Consider the following 20,978-nt stretch of genomic DNA (forward strand, 5'->3'; position numbering starts at 1 on the left):
TGTCTAGAGGACGTCATCGAGACGGATCGGCAGCCGGTGGTGGCGCTTCCCCGTGGCGTGGTGGACGGCGTTGGCCACGGCCGCCGCGACCCCGACCATCGCGATCTCGCCGAGCCCCTTCACCCCGACCGGGTTGAACAGCAGGTCCGGCTCGTCCACGAAGCCGACGTCGATGCGGTGGACGTCGGCGTTGACCATGATCGGGTATTCCTCGAGCGTCGAGTTGAGGAAGCCGCCGAACCGGCCGTCGGCCAGGCTCTCCTCGCGCAGTGCCCCGCCGATGCCCCACACGACGGCGCCGCGCACCTGGCTCGCCGCGGTCACCGGGCTGGCCACCCGGCCGCAGTCGACGACGCTGACCACGCGCGGCACGCGGATCCGGCACGTCGTCGGCTCCACGCGGACCTCGACGAAGTGGGCGACCCAGCTGAACGTGCTGAACTCGGGGAAGACCGGGCCGGAAATGGCCAGGTGCCCAGACTTCGCCTGGTCGAGTGCCTCGGGCGGCTGACCGGGCCCGAGGGTGCTCGCCTCGGCCTCGACCGGGTGCCCGGCGCGCTCGACAGCTGCAGCGACGTCGACCTCGCCGGTGTCGGCGACGTTCAGGTGCTTGCGCAGCTCCCTCAGTCCGGCGTGGACGGCCGGCAAGGCGCTCGCCGTCCCCCACGAACCCGCGGTGAGGTGCTGCGCCGCGAACCGCGTGTCACCGACGCGCACTTCGACGTCACGCGCCGGGATGCCGAGGTCCCTGGCCACGAGCAGCGCGATCGCCGAGCGGATGCCCTGACCCATCTCGTGGCCGTCGACGCCGACCGTCACGCAGCCGTCCGCGCCGGCGGTCAAGTGCGCGACGGCGGGCACGATGCTGCCCGGGTAGTTGCCCGCGGCGACACCCCAGCCGACGAGCGAACCGTCGTCGGCCCGCATCGAGCCGGGCTCCGGGTTCCGGTCCGCCCAGCCGAACTCTTCGGCACCGCGGCGGAGGCACTCGGCGAGGAACCGGGTCGAGAACGGCCGTCCGGTCACCGGGTCGGTCATCGTGTCGTTGGCCAGCCGCAGCGCGACCGGGTCCTGACCGGTGGCGTAGGCCAGCTCGTCGACGGCCGACTCGAAGGCGAACGCCGCCGAGCTCTCGAACGGCGCCCGCATGTACCCCGGCGTCTGGACGTCGGTCTGGACGAGGCGGTGCCGGCCGCGGAACGCCGGGAAGCCGTAGAGCCGCGACGTCACCTCGGTGTGCATCGCCGGGAACAGGTCGTGCCGGGACGTCTGCTGGTCGACCTCGTGCACGGCGGCGAGGATCTTGCCGGACGCGTCCGCGCCGAGGCGGACGCGGTGGCGGGTGGCCGGACGGAAGCTGCCGTTGTGGAACGTCTGGGTGCGGGCCAGCACGAGCTTGACCGGCCGGCCGAGGCGCCGCGCCACCAGGGCGAGCGGGCCGAGGTGCGGCTGCAGCGAGTTCTTCTGGCCGAAGCCGCCGCCGACGTAGGGCGAGCGCACCTCGATGTCCGCGGCGTCGATGCCGAGCTGCTGGGCGAGACCGAACCGGACCGCGGCCGCGTTCTGAGTGCCTTCGTGCACGACGAGCGTGCCGTTTCGCCACTCGACGACGGCGCCGTTCAGCTCCATCGGCACGGCGTGCTGCGCCGCGTACTCGTAGGTGCTGTCGATCCGGACCGGGCTCGCGTCGACCGCCGCGTCGGCGTCGCCGACCTTGATGTCGGCGAGGAACGGCAGCGGGATCGCCTCTTCCTGCACGAGGGTGGTCGCGCCCTCGGCGTCGAGGTGGACGGCGAACGGCTCGGTGTCGTACTCGGCGGTGACGAGCTCGGCCGCTTCGGTCGCGGCGACCAGGGTCTCCGCGACGACCAGGGCGATCGGCTGGCCGCGGTAGGCGATGTGGTCGTCCAGCAGCGGCTGCAGGCTCTGGAAGGAGAACCCGCCACCCATGATGAACCCGGCGCCGCGCAGCTCTTCCGCGTCGAAGCGGGTGACGGTGAGCAGGACGCCGGGCACCGCTTCCGCCGCGGCGGTGTCCACCCGGGACACCCGGCCGCGGCCGATGCGGGCCAGGGCGAGCGTCGCGTAGGCGACCCCCTCGGGCACGCGATCGGTCCCGTAGGCGGCCTTGCCGGTGACCTTTTCGTAGGCGTCCACTCGGCGCGTGTCGGTCATCGGGTGGCCCTTTCCGCGGCGATGCGCACCGCGTCGGCGACGGTGCGGATGCCCAACTCGACTCGGAATCCGTTGTAGGTGCCGGGACGCGCGCCGGCGAAGGCGACTTCCCCGGCGTGCCGGGCGGCCTCGGCGGTCAGCGGCGCGCCACGCAGGACGTGTTCGGCCTCTTCGGCCCGCCACGGCCGGGTGGCGACCCCGCCGAGCGCGATCCGGCAGTCCCCGATCACGCCGTCCTCGACGGTCAGGGCGACCGCGGCCGAGGCGAGCGCGAAGGCGTAGGACTCGCGGTCGCGGATCTTCAAGTAGGTGGAGCCGCGGCCGGCGGGGGTCACCGGGACGCGGATCCGCAGGATCAGCTCGTCGGCGTCCAGGGTGTGCTCGCGCGTCGGGTCGTCCCCGGGTTCGACGTGCAGCTCTGCCAGGGGAACCGTGCGTTCGCCGCGGGGGCCGACGACGTCGACGACCGCGTCGAAGGCGAGCAGCGCGATGGCCCAGTCACCGGGGTAGGTCGCGATGCAGGCGTCGCTGGCGCCGAGCAGCGCGTGGGTGCGGTCGTGGCCTTCTCGCGCCGCGCAGCCGCTGCCGGGTTCGCGCTTGTTGCAGGGGAACTCCGGGCCACCGCGGAAGTAGCCGCAGCGGGTGCGCTGCAACAGGTTCCCGCCGACGCTCGCCATGTTCCGCAGCTGCTGCGACGCGGCCCGCCAGAGCGACTCGGACAGGGCCGGGTAGTCGTCGCGGACGACCGGGTGGTCGGCGACGTCGGCCATCCGGGCGCCGGCACCGAAGACCAGCTCGTGGTCGTGGGTCTCGATGGTGTTCAGCTCGGGCAGCCGGTGCACGTCGACGACGGCGGGCGGGGTCTCGATGCCGAGCTTCATGAGGTCGTAGAGCGTCGTGCCGCCGGCGAGGACCTTGGTGCCGGGCGCGGCGTCGCGGAGCGCGTCGACGGCGTCGCCGAGGCTGCCGGGCGCGACGTAGGCGAAGGGACGCATCAGCCCTCCTGGTTCGTGGCGGCTTGGCGGACGGCGGCGACGATGCCGACGTAGGCCCCGCAGCGGCAGAGGTTGCCGCTCAGGTACTCGCGGATCTGGTCGTCGTCGGCCGTGTGGCCCTCGGCGATGCAGGCGAGGCCGGACATGATCTGGCCGGGCGTGCAGTAGCCGCACTGGAGCGCGTCGTGGTCGACGAAGGCCTGCTGCAGGGGGTGCAGCGCGCCGCCGGGGCCGGCGACGCCCTCGATGGTGGTGACGTCCTGCCCGGCGGCCTGCACGGCGGGGGTCAGGCAGGAGACCACGCGCCGCCCGTCGAGGTGCACGGTGCAGGCGCCGCAGTGGCCCTGGTCGCAGCCCTTCTTGGTGCCGGTCAGGCCGAGCCGTTCGCGCAGCACGTCGAGCAGCGACTCCCGCGGATCCAGCTCGAGCCGGACGGCCTCGCCGTTCACGGTAGTTTCGACGGTGGTTTCTGGAGTGGACACGCGGCGACGCTAGCCCCGCGCGGGGTGGGGGCGCTTTCCCGTGGTTGCTGCGCGGGACGTCGTTTATTGCTGGTGCTCGCTCAGTGCCGGTGCCGCACCGCGGCCCGGTATCCGGAAGGCGAGAGTCCGATTTGGGCCCGGAAGGCCGAAGCGAACCGGGACGGCGTGGCGAATCCGCACGTCTGCGCGATTTCCGTGACGGAAAGCTCGCCGCGCTCCAGGTGCCGGCAAGCCCGTTCGACCCGGACGCGAGTGAGGAACCGGTACGGCGTCTGGCCGGTCGCCGTCTTGAAGACCCGCAAGAAGTGAAACGGGCTCAGCTCCGCGGCGGCCGCCATGTCGCCCAGGCTGAGCGGGAGGTGGTGGTTCTCCCGGATGAACTGCACCGCCCGCCGCGTCCGCAGCTCATCCCGCCCGAGCTCGCGCGGTCTCGGTGCTTCGGCGTGCCGGGTCAGCAGGTGAACGGCGAGGAAGGTGGCGGCCGACTCGGCGTAGAGCTCATCGGCACCGGCGAGGGCGGCGGCTTTGAGCGCTTCCATGACGGACGCGAGCACAGGGTCTTCGACGGCGAGCGCGTCCGGCCGGCCGAGCCGGGTGGCGTCCCGGCCCCAGAGGTCGAGAGCGGTACGGTCGATCAGGGCACCGGGGAGGTGCACATGCGTCGTCTGCAGACGATCCGTGCCGCACCAGCGGATCCGCGTCGGATGCCCGGGCGCGGTCATGCCGATCGAGCCGGGCCGGTAGTCCGCCCGCCGCCAGTGCGCGCCGTGCAAGGATTCGATCGTGGTGGTCCCCTGGCTCACCAGCACGATCGTCTGGTCGCCGCCGGGTGGAAGGTCGAGCTCGGCTTCCTCGGCGTTGTCCAGCAGCCGCACGAGCACGGAGGACCAGCCGTTGTCCCGGCGGCTGCACAGCCGCACGCGGGCAGCGGCCCCGGGATCGAACGCCAACGCCTCGGACACGCGACTCCACGATTTGGCTCCGGCCGAATACCGACGTGTCGACACTAACAGCCGTCGGTGCGAAGGGTTCGAATTTGAACAATCGGTAGTGTGGCCGACATGGGTCGGTTGAGCACCGAGGAGCACCGGGCCTGGACGGCCCTCCGGACGACGTACGCCCTGCTGCACCAGCGCATGGATCAGCAACTCAAGCGCGACGCGGGCATGTCGCACCTGCAGTACGAGATCCTGGCCCGGTTGGCGGCGGCCCCGGAGCGGGAGCTGCGGATGACATCGCTGGCGTGCGCGGTCGCCGGCTCCAAGAGCGGGTTGACGTACCAGATCGGCCAGCTGGAGCAGTCGGGGTTGGTTTCGCGACGGACGTGCCCGAGTGACGTGCGGGCGGTTTACGCGGTCCTCACCGAGGAGGGCGCTTCACGGCTGTCACTGGGGGCGCCGGGGCATGGTGCTTTGGTTCGGGAGTTGCTGGTGGACGTTTTGACTCCGGAGCAGCTGCGGGTGCTGGCTGAGGGGCTTGGGGAGGCGAACCGTCGGATGCAGGCGGCTGAGGACTGTGGTGGTTCGTTCGGGTGATTCGGTCGCTCGGCTGGTTGTGCGGTCGTGCCGGATGAGTAGGTGCCTTTCGAGGTCGGATCGTGGCCGCCTGCCGGCGCGGACTTCATGCGCTTGGGGCCGGACGCAGGTTGGGACGCCTGGAGTGGCCGCCGCGGCCGGGGCTGCGTGGTAACTGATGCCGCGTGGCGCCTGCGGCGACGGCGGTGAGGGCTGCGGCGGCCGCAGCTGCGCGGTGACTGCGGTGATGGTGACTACCGCTACCGCAGAATGCGCGGTGACGCTGCCGCCAGGAGGCTGCGGAGGCGGTGACTGCAGTCGGGGCGATGGCTGCGGGCGGGCCTTGGCGGTAGTTGCCACTGCCGGGCGTTGACTCGCTCGCTCTACGGTGACGACCGCGACCGCGGGCGTGATGACTGCAACCGCGCGGCGACTGCGACGATGATGACTGCAGCGGCCGCGATGCGCGGTGACCGCTGCCGTCTGGAGGCTGCGGTTGCGACGTTGGCGCTGCAGCTGGGGCGATGGCTGCGGGCTGGCCGTGGCGGCAGCTGCCACTGCCGGGCGTCGACTCGCTCGCTCCGCAGTGATTGCCGCGGATGCGTGATGACCGTAGTCGCGCGGCGACTGCGACGACGGCGTTTGCCCCGACCGCGATTCGTGATGACCGCTGCCGTCTGGAGGCTGCGACGGTGGCGACTGCAGCTGGGGCGATGGGTGCGGGTGGTCGTGGCGGCAGCCGCCACTGCCGGGCGTTGACTCGCTCGCTCCGTGGTGACTGCCGCGACTGCGGATGCGTGATGACTGCAGCCGCGCAGTGACTGCGATAGCAGTGAATGCAGCGGCCGCGGTGCGTGGTGGCTGCTGCCGACTGGAGGCTGCGGCTGCCACGGTGACGACTGCAGCGAGGGCGGTGACTGCCCATTGCCGGGCGTTGACTCGCTCGGTCCGGTCGTGAGTGTGGGCCACTGTCGTCCGCGGTTGGGGAGAGTCGAGGGCTTTGCGGGATGTTGGTAGCCGCCCCTGCTGCGTCTTGGACGTGGGTGTAGGCCCGTAGCCGGTGGCTGCGGGCCGATCCCATGTTCGGTTGTTCAGGCTGCGAAGGGCAGTGGTTGGTGGAGGTTGTTGCGCCTGGGTTTTCGGCGTTTGTCCAGGAACACCGGTGGCAGGAACTCGGGCAACCCGTCGGCCGCGATGCGGACTTGCCAGCCCGAGCGATGCAAGAGCCGGTGATGGTGGGCGCACATCAGCACCAGGTTGCCCAGTTCCGTCGGACCACCGTCGGTCCAATGGCGGATGTGGTGGCCTTGACAGTGCCGCGGTGGGCGGTGGCAGCCGGGGAAGGCGCAGCCGCGGTCGCGCAGGTACAGCGCGTGGCGCAGCGGGGTGGAGATCAAGCGTCGCTGGTGACCCAGGTCGAGAGGTTCGCTCTTAGTGCCCAGCACTGCGGGGATCAGCTTGCAGTCGCAGGCGTGGATCCGGGCTTCGGCCGCGGACATCGTGCCCAGGTCGCCGAGGATGGCCCGGCCGACGCCGGTTTTCAGGTCGGCGAGGGAGACTGCGACCATGACGTGGGCTCGTTCGCCGGCCTGCAGCGGGAGGTCTGGCGAGTTCAACGCGAGGTCGATTGCGTCGGAGAAGGCGTCGCCGTAGCGTTCCTGCGGGGAGCGGAGGTCGGGGCCTTCGTCGGTGGTGCGGCGTTGCGCGAGGGAGTCCAGGAGGGCGCTGGCGCGGGTGCCGGTTTCGTCGTCGAAGCGGCCCTGAAGTTCCCAGATCCCGGTTCTTTTGCGGCGCAACGACAGTTCGCGATTCGGGGTGGCCGGTTCGGCGCTGTCGGGTTCGACGCCGTCGGGGTCGAGGTGGGCCAGGATGCGTGTCCCGAGGGCGGCGACCTGTTTGTGTCCGGCCTCGGAGGCGAAGGTCAGCAGGTGCTGTTCGGCGTCGTCGCGGTGCTCGGGCGGGACTTGGGTCATGACGCCGACGATGGTGTCGATCATCGGGGTGCTCAACCGTCCGTCTAACGCGGCGGCGGCGGTGGCGGGAGCGACGGCGGGGATCGGGGTGCCGTCGAGGGTGTGGCTGGAGGTGAGGGCTCGGGCTCGTTTGACGATGGTTTCGGCGGCGGATTTGGGGATGTCGGCGAGGTGCTCGTAAAGCCGCGCGACAGAGCGGTATCCGAAGAGTTCCATGACGCCGCGGGACTCGATTTCGGCCAGCAGTGAACCGATCTCGGCCTCAGCAGACCGCGCGAGGGTGAGCAGCGCGGAGATGCGGTCGGCCAACGCCACCGCATCTGCTTTCCACACCGTTTCGCTGTCCACACACCAAGATTACCGGTGGTCGAACGCCTGGTCATAACTCGATCAGGTGGAAACGACAGACGCGGCAGGGGCACCGTAGCGTGGGGAATCGGCGCTCTCGCACCGAGCGGCAAGCAACAACAGATAGCGCCGATTTCCTACGCCCCGGCGAAGCCGTATCCCTAAAACGAGCTTCTGAAACCCAGGAAAGCCATGTTCGTACACAGTGGACCCCCACTCCTGGGAGTGACAGGACCAGGCACCACCACGCAACCCGACCTACAGTCGAAGCATGACCGCCGAGCCGAACCTCCTGGGCGACCACCTCCGCGCCCGCCGTGAGCTGCTCACCCCCGCGCAGGCGGGCCTTCGGGTCACCGGGGTGCGGCGGGTCCCCGGCCTGCGCCGGGAAGAGGTCGCGATGCTGGCCGGCATCAGCGCCGACTACTACCTTCGCCTGGAGCAGGGCCGCGACCGGAACCCGTCGCGGTCGGTCGTCGAATCGCTCGCCCGTGTGCTGCAGCTCGACGAGGACACCACGGCGTACCTCATCGGCCTCGCCGATTCGAAGCCCCGCCGCTCGAGACGGCGTCGGAAGGAGACCGTTCCGGCGAGCATCGTCAAGTTCCTGGCGGCGCTGGCGCTGCCCGCGTTCGTCGAGGGACGCTACCTCGACGTGCTGGCCGCCAACCCGCTCGCCGCGGCGATCTCGCCTCGGCTCGTGGCGGGCGCGAACCGGCTGCGGGACGTCTTCCTCGACCCCGCCGAGCGGGAGCTCTTCCCGGATTGGGAGGTCGCCACGAGGGGACTCGTCGCCGGCTTTCGTCAGTCCGTCGGGACCGAGACCGACGATCCCCGGTTCATCGAGCTGGTCGGCGAGCTTTCGCTGGCCAGCCCCCGCTTCCGGGAGCTGTGGGCGCGCCACGACGTCGCGAACCGGCGGGGCGCCACCGTGCGGTTCGACCACCCGCTGGTCGGCGAACTGATGCTGAACCGCGAAAAGCTTCTCGTCAGCGAGGCGCCGGGGCTCGTGCTCGCCGTCTACCACCCCGACCCGGACACGGACGCCGCGGACAAGCTGGCCCTCCTGGGCTCCGCGGCCCTGCCTCCGGCCACCCGCACCACGACCGAACAGGACCACCACGCATGAGCAAGCTCGCCCTCGTCACCGGCGCCACCTCCGGGATCGGGAAGGCGTTCGCCGAACGCCTCGCCGCCGACGGCCACGACCTGGTGGTCGTCGGCCGGCGCCAAGACCGCCTCGACGAGTTCGCCGCCGCCCACACCGACGTCGAGGTCCGCGCCGTGGCGGCCGACCTCTCCACCGACGACGGCATCGACACCGTCGCGGAGATCGCCGCCGCCGAGCCGCTCGACCTGCTGGTGAACAACGCCGGCGTCGCGCACTACATGCCGCTCGCCGACCTGCCCGCCGCCAAGGCCCGCGAACTGGTCAAGGTCAAGGTCCTCGCTCCGACGATGCTCGCGCGCGCGGCCGTCGCGGGCATGCGGGAACGCGGCCGCGGCACCATCGTCAACGTGGCCGGCATGATCGCGTTCAGCGGACCCGCGCCGCACTCCCAGATGCCCCGGCGCGCCGTCTACGCCGGTTCCCTCGCCCACCTCGTCACGTTGTCCCAGACGCTGAGCGCCGAACTCGAAGGCACCGGCGTCCGCGTCCAGGTGGTGTGCCCCGGCGTCGTCGCGACGGAGTTCCACGAGCGCCAGGGCCTGGACCTCAGCGCGGTCCCGCGGATGAGCGCGGCCGACGTCGTGACCGCCTCGCTGCGCGGCCTGGCGCTCGGCGAGGTCGTGTGCGCCCCCGGCGTCGAGGACACGAGCCTCCTCGACGCCGTCTTCCGGGCCGATCTGGCCGCGTTCGCGGGTCAGAGAACGGAGCTCGCCGGCCGCTACCGGAGCGGTCAGCTCTCGTAGGTGACCATCGCGAGCCCGACGTTGTAGCTCTTGACCCGGATCTCCAGGAGCACCAACGTGTCACCCGAACGGTCAGGGAACCACCAGCACCGGCCAGTGGCCCGCCCTGATCAGCTTCGTCGCGACCGAGCCGGCGAAGCGGTGGCCCGCCTTCTGGGACGCGCCGACCACCACGGTGTCGGCCTGGCAGCGGTCGGCCGTGTCGCGCAAGGCCGTGTACGGGTCGCCGAACGTCTTGACCAGCGTCACCGCCACCCGGAGCTCTTCGGCCGCCTCGCGCATCTGGTCGCGCAGCTCGGCGTACAGGTGCGTCGCCGTGTCGTGTTCCAGCACCGTGGCCACCGCCGGCCGGAGCGGGGTCAGCGGTGCCGGACACGCCACGAAGACGACGATGAGCCTGCTGTCCTGGCGGCGTGCCATGCCGAACGCGAAGGCCGCCGCGCGCATGGCCGTGTCCGTGCCGTCGATCCCGGCCAGGATGGCCCGCGCCGGGACCGCGCGACGCGGGCCGAACCGCTCCACAGTGGACTCGAAGGCTCCGGGCCCGCCCATCGTCTTCTCCCCTAGCCCACTACCGCATCGGAAGCCGGCTCGTCCGCCTTCTCGGCCACGTCGATGGTCGTGCGCAGCGTGATCGGCTTGAGCAGCAGCGCCGCGATCACCCCGACCACGGCCACCGCCGCGGAGATCAAAAAGATGTGCGCGGTCGCGTCGCCGTAGACCGTGTGCACGACCGCCTGCACCTCCGGCGGGAGCGCTTTGAGGTTCAGCGCGCTGACCCCGCCCGTCGACGCCTGCCCGGCCGGCACGTGCAGCGCCGTGGCCAGGTCGGCGGAGACGCGGTTCGCGAGCACCGCCCCGAGCACCGAGACGCCGATCGTGCCGCCGAGCGACCGGAAGAACGTCACCGACGCGCTCGCCGCGCCGAGTTCGCGCAGCGGGACGTCGTTCTGCACGGCCAGCACGAGGTTCTGCATCGTCATGCCGACGCCGATGCCGACCACGGCCATCGCGATCCCGACGATCCACAGCGGCGTGGCGTGGTCGACCATGCCGAGGCCGAGGAAGCCGAGCACCAGGATCACCGCGCCGGAAACGATGTACGGCTTGATCTTCCCGGTGCGGCTGATCAGCCGTCCGGACACCGTCGAGGACACGAGCACGCCCGCCATCATCGGCATGGTCAGCAGGCCGGCTTCGGTCGGCGTGTACCCGCGGCCGATCTGGAAGTACTGGCCGAGGAACACCGCGCCGCCGAACATCGCCATGCCCACCGCGAGGCTCGCGATGATCGCGAGCGCGGGCGTCCGCTGGACGACGATGTGCAGCGGCACCACGGGTTCGCGGACCTTCTTCTCGACCACCACGGCGACCGCGAGCAGCACGACCCCGGCGCCGACCATGACGGCGGTCTGCCACGACAGCCAGTCGAAGGTGTTGCCGACGAACGACACCCAGATCAGCAGGACGCTCACGCCGGCGGCGATGAGGCCGGCGCCGAGGTAGTCGACCCGGACGTTCTCCCGGCGCACGGTCTCCAGCTTCAGCGTGCGCTGCAGCACGACGAAGGCGAGCACCGCGATCGGCACGCCGACGAAGAAGCACCAGCGCCAGCCGAGCCACGGCACGTCCACGATCAAGCCGCCCAGCAGCGGGCCGCCGACCGTCGCCACGGCCATGACGGCGCCGAGGTAGCCGTTGTACCGGCCGCGCTCCCGCGGCGGGATGATCGCGGCGATCACGACCTGGACCAGCGCCTGCAGGCCGCCGACGCCGATGCCCTGGAACGCCCGCGCGGCGATCAGCTGCCCGGTGTCCTGGCTGAAGCCGCTGATCATCGACCCGGCCACGAAAATCACGATCGCGACCTGGACCAGCGTCTTCTTGTTGAACAGGTCGGCGAGCTTGCCCCAGATCGGGGTGGTGGCCGTGGCGGCCAGCAGCGTGGCCGTGACGACCCAGGTGTACTGCGTCTGGCTGCCGTTCAGCGAACCGATGATCAGCGGCAGCGACGTCGACACGACGGTCGAGCTGATCATGGCCACGAACAGCGCGAGCAGCAGCCCGGACAGCGACTCCAGCACCTCGCGGTGCCGCATCGACCCGGACGAGTCGGTTCTATCGGACTTCATGGCATCCCTTCGCACGTTCCGGACCATCATTGCCCACTGAGCAAACTTGCACAATGAGCAATTTATTCCGGAAGTTAAGCTGGCCGCATGGACACCCTCGACACGCTCCGCAGCCGCAAGAAGGCGGCGACGCGGCAGTCGTTGCACGAGGCCGCGCTGCACCTCGCGATGGAGCGCGGGCTGGACGGCGTGACGGTCGAGGACATCGCCGACGCGGTGGGCGTGTCCCGCCGGACGTTCTCCAACTACTTCACCAACAAGGAAGACGCGATCCTGCACGCCGACCGCGAGCGCACCGGCGTACTGGTGTCACTGGTCGAAAACCGGCCGGCCGATGAGGAGCCGTGGCAGGCGCTGCGCACGGCGAGCCGCGAGCTGTACCGCGGACGGGCGGTCCCCGACCGCGAATGGGTGGCGCAGCTGCGCTTGCTGCGGCGGCACCCGTCGCTGCTCGCGCAGCAGGCCGGCGACCAGATCACCCTGGAGCGCGACCTGGCCGCGGTGCTGGTCGCCCGGGGGCACGACCTCGACGAAGCCTTGGCGCGCCTCATGACCGCGACGTTCCTCGCGGCGGTGCGGACCGCGAGCGTGCTGTGGCTGGAGGAGTCCGGCGACCAGTCCCTGCCCGACGTCCTCGACCACCTGCTGGGCCGGGTCGGCTTCAGCTAGGGGCGGAACGCCTTCAGTGCCGTCGCGACCAGAGCGTCCGCGTAGCTTTCGGTCAACGGGCCGGTGCGCAGCAGCCACCGCTGGTACAGCGGCGCGTAGAGCACTTCGAGCAGCAGGTCCAGGTCGGCGTCGGGGGCCAGCTGGCCCGCTCGCTGAGCGCTGCGCAGCCGGTCCTTCTTCGCTTCGTCCACAGGGGCGGCCAACCGCTCACGGTAGAGCGCGGCCAGGTCCGGGTCGTTCGCGATCTCCGTGTTGAGCGCGCGGATCGGTGCCTCGAACGCCGGGTCGGCGAACTCGGCGACGGTCGCCCGCATGATCAGCTGCAGATCGGCTTCCAGGTCACCGGTGTCGGGCAGCGCGGCGACCGCGCCGGAAGGATCGGCGCTCAGCTCGAGGACCGAGTCGAACACCACCGCGCCCTTGGCCGGCCACCACCGGTAGATCGTCTGCTTGCCGACGCCGGCGCGGGCCGCGATGGCGTCGATCGACACCTTGGCGTAGCCCAGCTCCACGATCAGCTCGCGGGTCGCCGCGAGGATCGCCTGGCGGGACCGTTCGCTGCGCCGGGCGGCATCGGGCTTCTTGGTGACCATGGGCGACAGCCTAGCGCGCCACGAGACGAACCGTTCCGTCTTGACACACCGGCGCGAGGCACGCACACTTCTCCTCGCGAGACGAGACGATTCGTCTCGCGAACTGCAAGGAGTTGGCCATGACGGCTACCGAAGGTCAGGTCTGGTTCGTCACCGGGGCTTCACGCGGCCTCGGCCGGGCCATCGCCCAAGCCGCGCTGAACGCCGGGCACCGCGTGATCACCGCGTCCCGCACCGAAAGCACCCTCACCGACGCCTACCCGGGTCGGCTCGTCCACGTTCCGCTGGACGTGACCGACCGGAGCGCGGTGTTCGCCGCGGTGGAGCGCGCGGCCGGCGTCTTCGGCGGTCTGGACGTCGTCGTCAACAACGCCGGGGTGATGCTCTACGGCATGGTCGAAGAGGCCACCGAAGAGCAGGTCCGCGCACACTTCGACGTCAACTTCTTCGGCGCGCTCTGGGTCGCCCAGGCCGTGCTGCCCCACCTCAAAGGCGGCGGCAGGCTGCTGCAGGTCACGTCCATGGGCAGCGGCGGCGGGATGGCGTCCGTCGGGTTCTACGGTGCCGGCAAGGCGGCGCTCGACGCGCTGACCGACGCACTGGCGATGGAGGTGGAACGGTTCGGCGTGCACGTGACGAACCTGCAGATGGGCGGCTACGCCACCAGCCTCTTCACCAGCGGTACGACGACCACCACGCCGGACCCCGCCTACCAGGAGCTGCGCAAGGAGCTCGAGGAGATGTGGGGCGACGACGCCGGACCGGCACCCGAGACGGCCGCGCCGGTCGTGCTGCGGGTCGCCGCCATGGAAGACCCGCCACGTCGGCTCGTCGTCGGCAGCGCGTCGTTCGACATGGTGCGGGAACTCTCGCGGCTGCGCGACGAGCAGCACGCGCGGTGGGAAGACCTCAGCCGCCAGGCACCCGGCTGAGGTCTTCCCACCGGCTCAGGCCAGGCCCTGCTGCGACAGCCAGTCCTTCGCCACGTCCGCGGCCTTCTCGCCTTCGGAGTCGACGTGCTTGTTCAGCTCGCGCATCCCCTCCGTCGTGAGCTTCGCACTCACGGCGTTCACCGCGGCCGCGAAGTCCGCACCGCGCTCGTCGAGCACCTTCTTGGTCACCGCCGGGACCACGTTCTCGGTCGGGACCATGGCCAGGTCGTCCTTCAGCGCCACGTACTTCGGGTCGCCGGCCAGCGGGCTCACCGAGTCGACCGGGATGACCGTGACGGCACCGGAATCGAGCTGCTGCGCCCGCGGCCCGAGCTCCTGGACGGTCTGGAACGTCGCGTTCGTCAGCTTGTAGACGTCGGTGAAGCCCTTGAAGCACGTCAGCCGCTTCTCGCACTCCGGGCCGCCGGCGAGGACGACCTTGTCGAGCTTCTTCAGGTCGCCGATGGTCGCGAGGCCCTTCGACTGCGCGAGGTCGGCCTTCACGATGTAGGTGTTCTTGTCCTCCGCCAGCGCGTAGTCCAGCAGCGAGACACCGCTGGGCTCGAGCAGCTTGGCCAGCTGCTCGTGCTCGCCCTTGGCGTCCTTCACCGGGTCCGCGCCGAACCCGGCGGCGATCGCCGAGCCCTGGTACTCGGGGATGAACTGCAGCTCACCGGACTTCAGCGACGGGTAAATCAGCTCCCGCGAGCCGAGATTCAGCTTGCGGGTCACCGGGTAGCCCTTGGCTTCCAGGGCCTGCGCGTAGATCTCGGCCAGGATCTGGCTGTCGGTGAAGTTGAAGGACGCGACGACGATCGGCGCCCCGCCCTTGCCCGCCGCCGCGGGCTTGTCGTCCCCGCCGCCGCACGCCGTCAGGCCCAGAGCGGCCACCGCCACCAGCGCGGCCACTCGGATGTTCCGGGTCCAGCCCACGTCCCACACTCCTCAGTCGAAATCGGACGGTCAGGACCCTAACCAGCCCCACCGACAGAAACCACATGCTGGGATCACGGCGCGAGGTGCTCACGCAGCGTCGAGCCGGTGTATTCGGTCCGGTACCGCCCCTTGCGCTGCAGGATCGGCACGACGTGGTCGACGAACGCGGTCAGCTCGTAGGGCAGCGTCGAGCCCATGATGGTGAACCCGTCGACGGCGCCGGCGTCCTGCCAGGTGAGCACGTGGTCGGCGAGCTGCTCGGGCGTGCCGACGAAGTGGACCTGCCCCGCTCCCCCGGTGATCTTGCCGGCGATCTCGCGCAGCGGGGCCTCCGGACGCTCCCGGGCCGCCGCCGCGAGCTGCTGCAGACGCGAAGACCCACCCTCCGCCCGCAGCTCGGCCGGCAACGGGGCGTCCGGGTCGAACGCGTCCGGGTCGAGACCGGCGGTGTACAGCGCGTTCTGCCAGCGGAACTCCGGGCTGGCCAGCTCCTCGAGCCGCTGCGCCCGGGCCTTCGCCTCGGCCTCGGTGCCGCCGAGGGTCACCATCAGCGCGGGCAGGACGCGCACCTGCCGAGGGTCCCGGCCCGCCGCGATCACCTGGGTGTCCAGCTCGGCGCGGAATTTCACCGCCGCTTCCAGCGACGGCGGGCCGGAGAACACCAGCTCGGCGTAGCGGGCGGCGAGCCCGATCCCCGCTGCGGACTGTCCGGCCTGGACGAGCACTGGGCGGCCCTGCGGCGACCGCGGGAACGGCAGCACGCCTTCGACGTCGTAGAACTTGCCGTGGAAGCGCGGCGCGTGCAGCTTGGCACGGTCGGCCCAGACGCCGTTCTCGCGGTCGCCGACGATCGCGTCGTCGTCCCAGCTGTCCCACGCGCGGGTGACGACGTCGACGAACTCGTGGGCCCGCTCGTACCGGTCGGCGTGGTCGGGGTGGGCCTTCTCGCCGAAGTTGGCCGCGGCCAGCGGCGTGATGGTGGTGACGATGTTCCACCCCGCCCGCCCGCCGCTGAGGTGGTCCAGCGTGGCGAACCGGCGGGCGAGCTCCCACGGCTTGTTGTAAGTCGTCGACCCCGTCCCGATCAGGCCGATCTTCTCGGTGACCGCGGCCAGGGCGGACAGCACCGAGATCGGGTCGAACTGCGTCTGCGGCAGGTGGGTGACGCGGTATTCGACGATGGCGATGTTGTCGGCCAGGAAGATCGAGTCCATCAGGCCGCGCTCAGCGGTCCGAGCGATGTTCGCGTAGTACGGCAGCCCGAGCACCCCGCGGACGTCGTCGTCGACGACCCGCCACGCGGACTCGTGGTAGCCGTTCGGCCAGATGAAGGCGTTGAAGTGCAGGGAATCTCCGGTCACAGCGCGGCTCCTTCGAGGTCCGAGGTCCGTCTGTGGTCAACCGGATCTTCGCGAAGCTATTCCCGGACGCGGGCACGTTCCACATGGTGAACGCCTCGCCGTCCCCCACCCGACGCGGAGGACGGCGAGGCGCCGGTCAGCTCACGTTCTTCAGGAACAGCGACGTCGCCGTGCTGGTCTTCGACGCGTCCACGCCGTGGCCGCCGGTGTAGTCCTGCTGCTCGTTGTGCGCCCAGTCCGGGATCGGCTTGCCGCCGACGTCCAGGTGGTGGAAGGCGGTGCCGTCCCAGCCGAACTGGTAGATCCGGTTGTGGTCCGGGTAGTACGGCGTGTAGGCCGCGCCGGCGGTGATCTGCTTGGTCATCGTGTTGTCGAAGAAGACGTTGCGCGGGCCCGACGACCCGGACCACTTGACCGCCTTCTGGCCGGTCGACCAGTAGATCGGGAACCACGACGAGTCGTCCGGGGCGTCGCCGCCTTCGTCACCGCAGTGCGCCGTGCAGTTGCCCGAACGGTGGGCGAAGGACACCCGGTTCGTGTTCAGCTCGAACAGGTTGTTGCGTTCGTAGCCGCCGTGGATGTTGAAGTCGGAGTCGATGTCGTTGCCGATCACCACGTTGCCCGAGGCCGACCACTGGAACGTGAAGTGCCGCAGGTCGCGGGTGGTGTTGCCGGCGTAGAGCGAGTCCCAGACCCGGGAGCCGCGGAAGTAGCCGTTGCCGCCCTTGCCCTTGTTCCACGAGCCGTCCAGCTCGTTGTTCACGATCTGCAGGTTCTTGGCTTCCTCGGTCACGATCGGGTGCGACCCGGTCATCATCGAGTGGATGCCGCGGACCCAGGAGTTCGCCGCCCACTTGAACACGATGCCCTGCATGGCCAGCGACGGCGCGAGGTTGCCGTAGTTGTCCTTCGCCTGCTCCTGGGTGACTCCGGGCGGGGCGTCCTGGGTGAAGGCGAAGTCCTCGAAGCCGACGCCCACGACCGGGTCCACGATCGGTGACGCCTTGGACGCGTACGTCGCGCCGTCGATCGGCGCCGAACCGTCCGAAGTGGAGTCGACCGGCACGTCGTACTCGAGGGGCTTGTCGAGGGACACCGTGTGGTTCTTGGTGTCGAGCGCGGTGATCGTGAACCACTGCTGGCGCATGTGCAGGTTCTGCAGCGGCCAGGTCGTCGGGACCGCGTTCATCGACTGGTAGAACTTCATGGTGTTGGCGGCGCGGATGTTGATGAAGCCGCCGACCTTCATGGCGGTGGTCTTGGCACCGGTGGCCAGGTAGACGGTCCGGTCGCCGGTGCGCGCCGCGAAGCCCTCGTCCCCGGGCTTCTCGCGCAGCTTCGCGCCCGCCTTCCAGTGCACGTTGATCGTGCCTTCGAAGATGTCCTTGCGGTTGGCCGGGGCACTCTTGTATTGACTGGCGTAGCCGGGATCGACGCCGCGCGACTGCACGCGGAACAGGCCGCGGCCCGGCCACAGCCAGCCCCCGGAGCCGTCCTCGTAGGTCATCTCGTGCTGGTCCCACTGGTCGCCGTCCGGCGTCACGACGTCGTACTCGGTGTTCTTGTCCGGCTTGAAGACGAACTTCGTCTTGTCCGTGCCGGCACCGCGCAGGACGAGGTAGTTCGCGTCGACGTGGATCTCGTGCGAGACGTTCAGCGTGCCGGCCGGGAAGGTGATCAGGCTCAGCTTGGTGTAGCTCGCCGAGGGCGAGCACGACGAGTGGATCTTGTCGATGGCCGACTGGATGCCGGCGGTGTCGTCGACGCCGTCGTCCGGCTTGACCTGGTAGGTGGTGGCGAGCTGCGCCGCGGTGATCCGGCAGCTCGCGCTCGGGTCGACCGCGTCGGGGCCGGGCAGGTTCTGCCCGCCGCGGAAGCCGGCCTTGCTCCAGTCGTAGAGGCCGGGGATCGGGGCCGCGCGGTTGCCGGCCGAGGTGTCGAGCGTGGTGAGGGCGCCGGGGCCGGGTGCCGCGGCCGACGGGCTCAGGCCGCCGAAGCCGGCCGCGGCGCACGCGGCGACGGCCACGATCGCGACAGTTTTCTTGCGTGACAAGGGAACCTCCGAACATGTCGAGCCTTCGGGCTCGCGTGGGAGCACGCCGGGATCCGGCGTGCGCGACCAGTCCGGGACGGATGGCCCGCGGGCGCGGCGGACCGCCGGCGTGGACCGTCCGGCGGTTTTACGGCCGGCTGAGGGCCGTCGATGCGGGGATGTGCGAGACGATCGCCTGTCTGATCACAAGCTCCTCCGTAGCTGACTGGTTTTCACCAGGACTGCTTGAAGGCGGCGGTGACCCGAACCTACAACTCGGAGGGCAGTTAGTAAAGTAGCCTTCCGAATACCGAGCGCGTTCTACGCGCCTTCGATCCCGAACAGCGCGGCGGCGTTGCCGTGCGCGATCTTGCGGCGGTCCAGCTCGCTGATCGGGGCGCGCTCGATCCATTCGGCGGCCCCGGCGTTCTCCGAGTACGGGTAGTCCACCGAGAACATGATGTGGTCGGCGCCGACGGTCAGCACGGCGTTGATCAGCGCGTGGTCGGAGAAGGTGCCGCTGGTGGTGATCCAGATGTTGTCCGCGACGTACTCGGGCAGCGTCTTGCGCGGCCGTTGGTCGAACGGGTTGGCCTCGAACATGGTCTGCGTGCGCCACAGCAGCGCGGGCAGCGCCTCCCCCAGGTGCCCGAGGATCAGCTTCGCCGTCGGGAACCGGTCGAAGTGCCCGCTCAGCAGCAGCCGCACCGCGTGCGATGCCGTTTCGGTGCCGAAGCCCCAGGTCGCGCCCTTCATCTCCGGGTGCCCGGCGTAGAGGGCCTGCCCGCCCGGCAGCGACGGCCGCGGGTGCAGGTAGAGCGGCACGTCGAGCTCGGCGAGCGTCTCCCAGAACCCGTGGTAACGCGGCTCGTCGAGGTAACTGCCGTGTTCGGGGTCGCCGGCGTTCGTGTAGCCGTTGACGAGCACGCCCTTGAAGCCGAGCTCGGTGATCGCGCGACGCAGCTCGGCGGCCGCGTTCTCCGGCTCCTGCAACGCCACCGCGGCGAAGCCGGAGTACCGGTCCGGGTGCTTCGCGACCTGGGCGGCCAGGAAGTCGTTCTGCCGGCGCGCTTCCGCGGTCGCCGCCGCCGGGTCGAGGATGCTCTGGATGCCGGGCGCGGTGAGCGAGAGGATCGTGTGCGTGATGCCCGCCCGGTCCATGCTGCCGAGCCGGACGTCGTCGAACTCCCGCAGCTTCTCCATCACCGGCCGGTAGAACTCCGGCGTCACCCCGCGCGGTCGGAGGCGTCGGCGAGCGCGGCCTCGTCGGCGAGCAGCCGGGCGACGCGCTCGGGGTGCTCGTAGGCCTCTTCCAGCGCGATCTTCGGCAGCATGATCACCACCGTACCGGCGCTCGAGCGTGACCTGCGTCACTTCGTCCGCGTGATCCGGGAACCCGTTTCCGGTCTCGCGAGAAGAGCGGATGACACTGAGCGCAGCGAGAGGCGGGCGATGACCCCCGGAGACACGGAAGCCGACGACGACGCGAGCGTGATCGCGCGGTCGCGGCAGGAGCCGAGCCTGTTCGCGGTCATCTTCGACCGCCACGCCCGGCACATCCACCGCTACGTCGTCCGGCGCCTGGGCCCGACGGCGGCCGACGACGTCCTCGCGGACACGTTCCTCATCGCGTTCGGCAAACGGGCCAAGTTCGACCTTTCCCGGCCGGACGCCCGGCCGTGGCTCTACGGCATCGCCACCAACCTCGTCTCGCGGCAGTGGCGGGCCGAGGTGCGCGAGCTGAAGCTCCGCCTGGCCGCCGGGCCGCCCGCCGTGGACGACGGCCACGCCGACCGGGTCGCCGACCGGGTCAGCGCGCAGGCGCTGGGCGCCGACCTCGACCGCGCCCTGGCCGCGCTGCGGCCCCGCGAGCGGGACGTCCTGCTGCTCGTCGCCGCGGAAGGGCTGGGCTACCAGGAGGTCGCCGAGGCACTGGGCATCCCCGTCGGCACCGTGAAGTCACGGCTCAGCCGCGCCCGCACCCGCGTCCGCGCCGAGCTCGGCGCCCTCGACCTCGACCTCGCGAAGGAGACCTCCCGCCATGGATGACCTCGACCTGATCCGCGACCGCGCGGAAGCCGTCGGCTTCGCGCCGGCCGAGCACCTCGCCCCGGCCCGGGAGCGGCTGCTGGCCGCGGCGCGCGGGGACCGGCCGCACCGGTCCCGGCGCTGGTTCTGGGCCGCCGGCGCCTCGATCGGCCTGGCCGCGGCGATCACCGCGGTCGTGGCGCTCGCCCCGGCCGAGCAGGTGGGCATCGGCGTCGGTGTCGCGAACGCCGACCCGGTGCGGGTGCTGACCGAAGCGGCCGGCGCGGCGCTCGAGGAGCCCGCGAAGGCTCCGCGCCCCGACCAGTTCCTCTACGTGCGGACCGAGAATCCCCACCACCACATCCGCGAGGTCTGGCTGTCGGTCGACGGCACCCGCGACGGCCTGATCGGCGACACCGAGGTCACCGGCTGCCGCGATGGCAAGGCCCCGTACTCCGGCCCGTACGACCCGGCGAAGAAGGGCACACTGGAGGACTGCCGTCCCTCCCCCGCCTACCAGGCGGACCTGCCGACGACCGCCGACGCGATGCTGGCCTACCTCGACGCCCTCCCGGGCACCAAGGACGGCGACGTCAGCTCGATGGGCAAGAAGGTCTTCATGCTCGCCTACGAGCGGGCCCTCACCCCCGCGTCCTACGCCGCGCTGTTCCAGGCGGCGGCGAAGGTGCCCGGGCTCAAGGCGCTGGACCACGTCACCGACGGCGCCGGCCGCCCGGGGGTCGGGATCACCTGGTCCTTCCCGCCGGGCTCGGCACCGGGCGCCAAGCCGATCGTGCTCGTCTTCGATGCCGGGACCCACCAGTTCCTCGGCACGGACGACAGCGCCGTGACGGTGAAGACCTTCGTGGACGAGGCAGGGCAGCGCCCCTGACC

The 20,978-nt window shown here is 70.8% G+C and carries 19 protein-coding genes; 7 read left to right on the forward strand and 12 right to left on the reverse strand.

Annotated elements, in window-relative coordinates:
• Positions 1-3: 3 nt before the first annotated feature.
• From AB0M59_RS23785 to AB0M59_RS23800, 4 genes are all read right to left on the reverse strand, one after another.
• Positions 4-2,175 carry a xanthine dehydrogenase family protein molybdopterin-binding subunit gene (locus tag AB0M59_RS23785; protein ID WP_364618368.1) on the reverse strand — a complete coding sequence of 724 codons (2,172 nt, stop codon included), beginning with the start codon at positions 2,173-2,175 and terminating at the stop codon, positions 4-6.
• On the reverse strand, positions 2,172-3,170 hold the full coding sequence (locus tag AB0M59_RS23790) for a xanthine dehydrogenase family protein subunit M (RefSeq protein ID WP_364618371.1): 999 nt from the start codon (positions 3,168-3,170) through the stop codon (positions 2,172-2,174). Before AB0M59_RS23790 ends, AB0M59_RS23785 begins: the two co-directional genes overlap by 4 nt.
• Positions 3,170-3,652, reverse strand: coding sequence for a (2Fe-2S)-binding protein (locus AB0M59_RS23795; protein ID WP_364618373.1), 483 nt, complete (start codon positions 3,650-3,652; stop codon positions 3,170-3,172). Before AB0M59_RS23795 ends, AB0M59_RS23790 begins: the two co-directional genes overlap by 1 nt.
• An 80-nt stretch (positions 3,653-3,732) precedes the next feature.
• Positions 3,733-4,614, reverse strand: a complete 882-nt coding sequence (locus tag AB0M59_RS23800; protein WP_364618376.1) for an AraC family transcriptional regulator — start codon at positions 4,612-4,614, stop codon at positions 3,733-3,735.
• Between the two features lie 99 nt (positions 4,615-4,713).
• On the opposite strand from AB0M59_RS23800, the gene AB0M59_RS23805 reads away from it, so the two are divergent.
• Positions 4,714-5,187 (forward strand): MarR family transcriptional regulator, encoded by a 474-nt coding sequence (locus AB0M59_RS23805; RefSeq protein ID WP_364618379.1) that lies wholly within the window; start codon positions 4,714-4,716, stop codon positions 5,185-5,187.
• A gap of 1,070 nt (positions 5,188-6,257) precedes the next feature.
• Here the strand turns inward: AB0M59_RS23805 and AB0M59_RS23810 are convergent.
• The gene (locus tag AB0M59_RS23810) at positions 6,258-7,487 is read right to left on the reverse strand and encodes a DUF222 domain-containing protein (RefSeq protein WP_364618382.1); all 1,230 of its coding nucleotides are present in this window, start codon (positions 7,485-7,487) and stop codon (positions 6,258-6,260) included.
• 271 nt (positions 7,488-7,758) lie between these two features.
• Between AB0M59_RS23810 and AB0M59_RS23815 the strand changes: the two genes are divergently transcribed.
• Positions 7,759-8,616, forward strand: coding sequence for a helix-turn-helix transcriptional regulator (locus tag AB0M59_RS23815; RefSeq protein WP_364618385.1), 858 nt, complete (start codon positions 7,759-7,761; stop codon positions 8,614-8,616).
• Complete coding sequence (locus AB0M59_RS23820; protein WP_364618388.1) at positions 8,613-9,401, forward strand: SDR family NAD(P)-dependent oxidoreductase; 789 nt, start codon at positions 8,613-8,615, stop codon at positions 9,399-9,401. The genes AB0M59_RS23815 and AB0M59_RS23820 overlap by 4 nt, the downstream gene beginning before the upstream one ends.
• A 72-nt stretch (positions 9,402-9,473) precedes the next feature.
• Here AB0M59_RS23820 and AB0M59_RS23825 read toward each other — a convergent pair whose 3' ends face one another.
• Both AB0M59_RS23825 and AB0M59_RS23830 read right to left on the reverse strand, forming a co-directional pair.
• A complete protein-coding gene (locus tag AB0M59_RS23825; protein WP_364618391.1) occupies positions 9,474-9,953 on the reverse strand; it encodes a universal stress protein in 480 nt (159 codons plus the stop codon).
• A gap of 11 nt (positions 9,954-9,964) precedes the next feature.
• Positions 9,965-11,533: an MDR family MFS transporter gene (locus tag AB0M59_RS23830; protein WP_364618393.1), complete on the reverse strand. Its 1,569-nt coding sequence runs from the start codon at positions 11,531-11,533 to the stop codon at positions 9,965-9,967.
• Between the two features lie 87 nt (positions 11,534-11,620).
• Between AB0M59_RS23830 and AB0M59_RS23835 the strand changes: the two genes are divergently transcribed.
• Positions 11,621-12,202 (forward strand): TetR/AcrR family transcriptional regulator, encoded by a 582-nt coding sequence (locus AB0M59_RS23835; protein ID WP_364618396.1) that lies wholly within the window; start codon positions 11,621-11,623, stop codon positions 12,200-12,202.
• Here AB0M59_RS23835 and AB0M59_RS23840 read toward each other — a convergent pair.
• Positions 12,199-12,795: a TetR/AcrR family transcriptional regulator gene (locus tag AB0M59_RS23840; protein ID WP_364618399.1), complete on the reverse strand. Its 597-nt coding sequence runs from the start codon at positions 12,793-12,795 to the stop codon at positions 12,199-12,201. The genes AB0M59_RS23835 and AB0M59_RS23840 overlap by 4 nt on opposite strands.
• 119 nt (positions 12,796-12,914) lie before the next feature.
• On the opposite strand from AB0M59_RS23840, the gene AB0M59_RS23845 reads away from it, so the two are divergent.
• Positions 12,915-13,727, forward strand: coding sequence for an SDR family NAD(P)-dependent oxidoreductase (locus AB0M59_RS23845; RefSeq protein ID WP_364618402.1), 813 nt, complete (start codon positions 12,915-12,917; stop codon positions 13,725-13,727).
• Positions 13,728-13,742: 15 nt separating this feature from the next.
• On the opposite strand, the gene AB0M59_RS23850 is transcribed toward AB0M59_RS23845, so the two are convergent.
• From AB0M59_RS23850 to AB0M59_RS23865, 4 genes are all read right to left on the reverse strand, one after another.
• Positions 13,743-14,660, reverse strand: coding sequence for an ABC transporter substrate-binding protein (locus AB0M59_RS23850; RefSeq protein ID WP_364618405.1), 918 nt, complete (start codon positions 14,658-14,660; stop codon positions 13,743-13,745).
• Between the two features lie 74 nt (positions 14,661-14,734).
• Entirely contained in the window at positions 14,735-16,024 is a 1,290-nt protein-coding gene (locus tag AB0M59_RS23855; RefSeq protein WP_364618408.1) for an LLM class flavin-dependent oxidoreductase, read from the reverse strand.
• Between the two features lie 136 nt (positions 16,025-16,160).
• Positions 16,161-18,077, reverse strand: a complete 1,917-nt coding sequence (locus tag AB0M59_RS23860) for a hypothetical protein (protein WP_364618411.1) — start codon at positions 18,075-18,077, stop codon at positions 16,161-16,163.
• A gap of 300 nt (positions 18,078-18,377) precedes the next feature.
• A complete protein-coding gene (locus AB0M59_RS23865; protein ID WP_364618413.1) occupies positions 18,378-19,259 on the reverse strand; it encodes an amidohydrolase family protein in 882 nt (293 codons plus the stop codon).
• Positions 19,260-19,508: 249 nt separating this feature from the next.
• Between AB0M59_RS23865 and AB0M59_RS23870 the strand changes: the two genes are divergently transcribed.
• A complete protein-coding gene (locus tag AB0M59_RS23870; RefSeq protein ID WP_364618416.1) occupies positions 19,509-20,105 on the forward strand; it encodes an RNA polymerase sigma factor in 597 nt (198 codons plus the stop codon).
• The gene (locus AB0M59_RS23875; RefSeq protein WP_364618419.1) at positions 20,098-20,976 is read left to right on the forward strand and encodes a CU044_5270 family protein; all 879 of its coding nucleotides are present in this window, start codon (positions 20,098-20,100) and stop codon (positions 20,974-20,976) included. Before AB0M59_RS23870 ends, AB0M59_RS23875 begins: the two co-directional genes overlap by 8 nt.
• The last annotated feature ends 2 nt before the right edge of the window (positions 20,977-20,978 follow it).

Origin of the sequence: Amycolatopsis sp. NPDC051371, from assembly GCF_040682155.1 — a bacterium.
Lineage (GTDB): Bacteria > Actinomycetota > Actinomycetes > Mycobacteriales > Pseudonocardiaceae > Amycolatopsis.

Coding starts and splice junctions, on each gene's coding strand:
- AB0M59_RS23790 (WP_364618371.1), bottom strand. CDS start 3,170: ATGCGTCCCTTCGCCTACGTCGCGCCCGGCAGCCTCGGCGACGCCGTC.
- AB0M59_RS23830 (WP_364618393.1), bottom strand. CDS start 11,533: ATGAAGTCCGATAGAACCGACTCGTCCGGGTCGATGCGGCACCGCGAG.
- AB0M59_RS23845 (WP_364618402.1), top strand. CDS start 12,915: ATGACGGCTACCGAAGGTCAGGTCTGGTTCGTCACCGGGGCTTCACGC.
- AB0M59_RS23825 (WP_364618391.1), bottom strand. CDS start 9,953: ATGGGCGGGCCCGGAGCCTTCGAGTCCACTGTGGAGCGGTTCGGCCCG.
- AB0M59_RS23840 (WP_364618399.1), bottom strand. CDS start 12,795: ATGGTCACCAAGAAGCCCGATGCCGCCCGGCGCAGCGAACGGTCCCGC.
- AB0M59_RS23875 (WP_364618419.1), top strand. CDS start 20,098: ATGGATGACCTCGACCTGATCCGCGACCGCGCGGAAGCCGTCGGCTTC.
- AB0M59_RS23835 (WP_364618396.1), top strand. CDS start 11,621: ATGGACACCCTCGACACGCTCCGCAGCCGCAAGAAGGCGGCGACGCGG.
- AB0M59_RS23870 (WP_364618416.1), top strand. CDS start 19,509: ATGACCCCCGGAGACACGGAAGCCGACGACGACGCGAGCGTGATCGCG.
- AB0M59_RS23820 (WP_364618388.1), top strand. CDS start 8,613: ATGAGCAAGCTCGCCCTCGTCACCGGCGCCACCTCCGGGATCGGGAAG.
- AB0M59_RS23805 (WP_364618379.1), top strand. CDS start 4,714: ATGGGTCGGTTGAGCACCGAGGAGCACCGGGCCTGGACGGCCCTCCGG.
- AB0M59_RS23865 (WP_364618413.1), bottom strand. CDS start 19,259: ATGGAGAAGCTGCGGGAGTTCGACGACGTCCGGCTCGGCAGCATGGAC.
- AB0M59_RS23815 (WP_364618385.1), top strand. CDS start 7,759: ATGACCGCCGAGCCGAACCTCCTGGGCGACCACCTCCGCGCCCGCCGT.
- AB0M59_RS23785 (WP_364618368.1), bottom strand. CDS start 2,175: ATGACCGACACGCGCCGAGTGGACGCCTACGAAAAGGTCACCGGCAAG.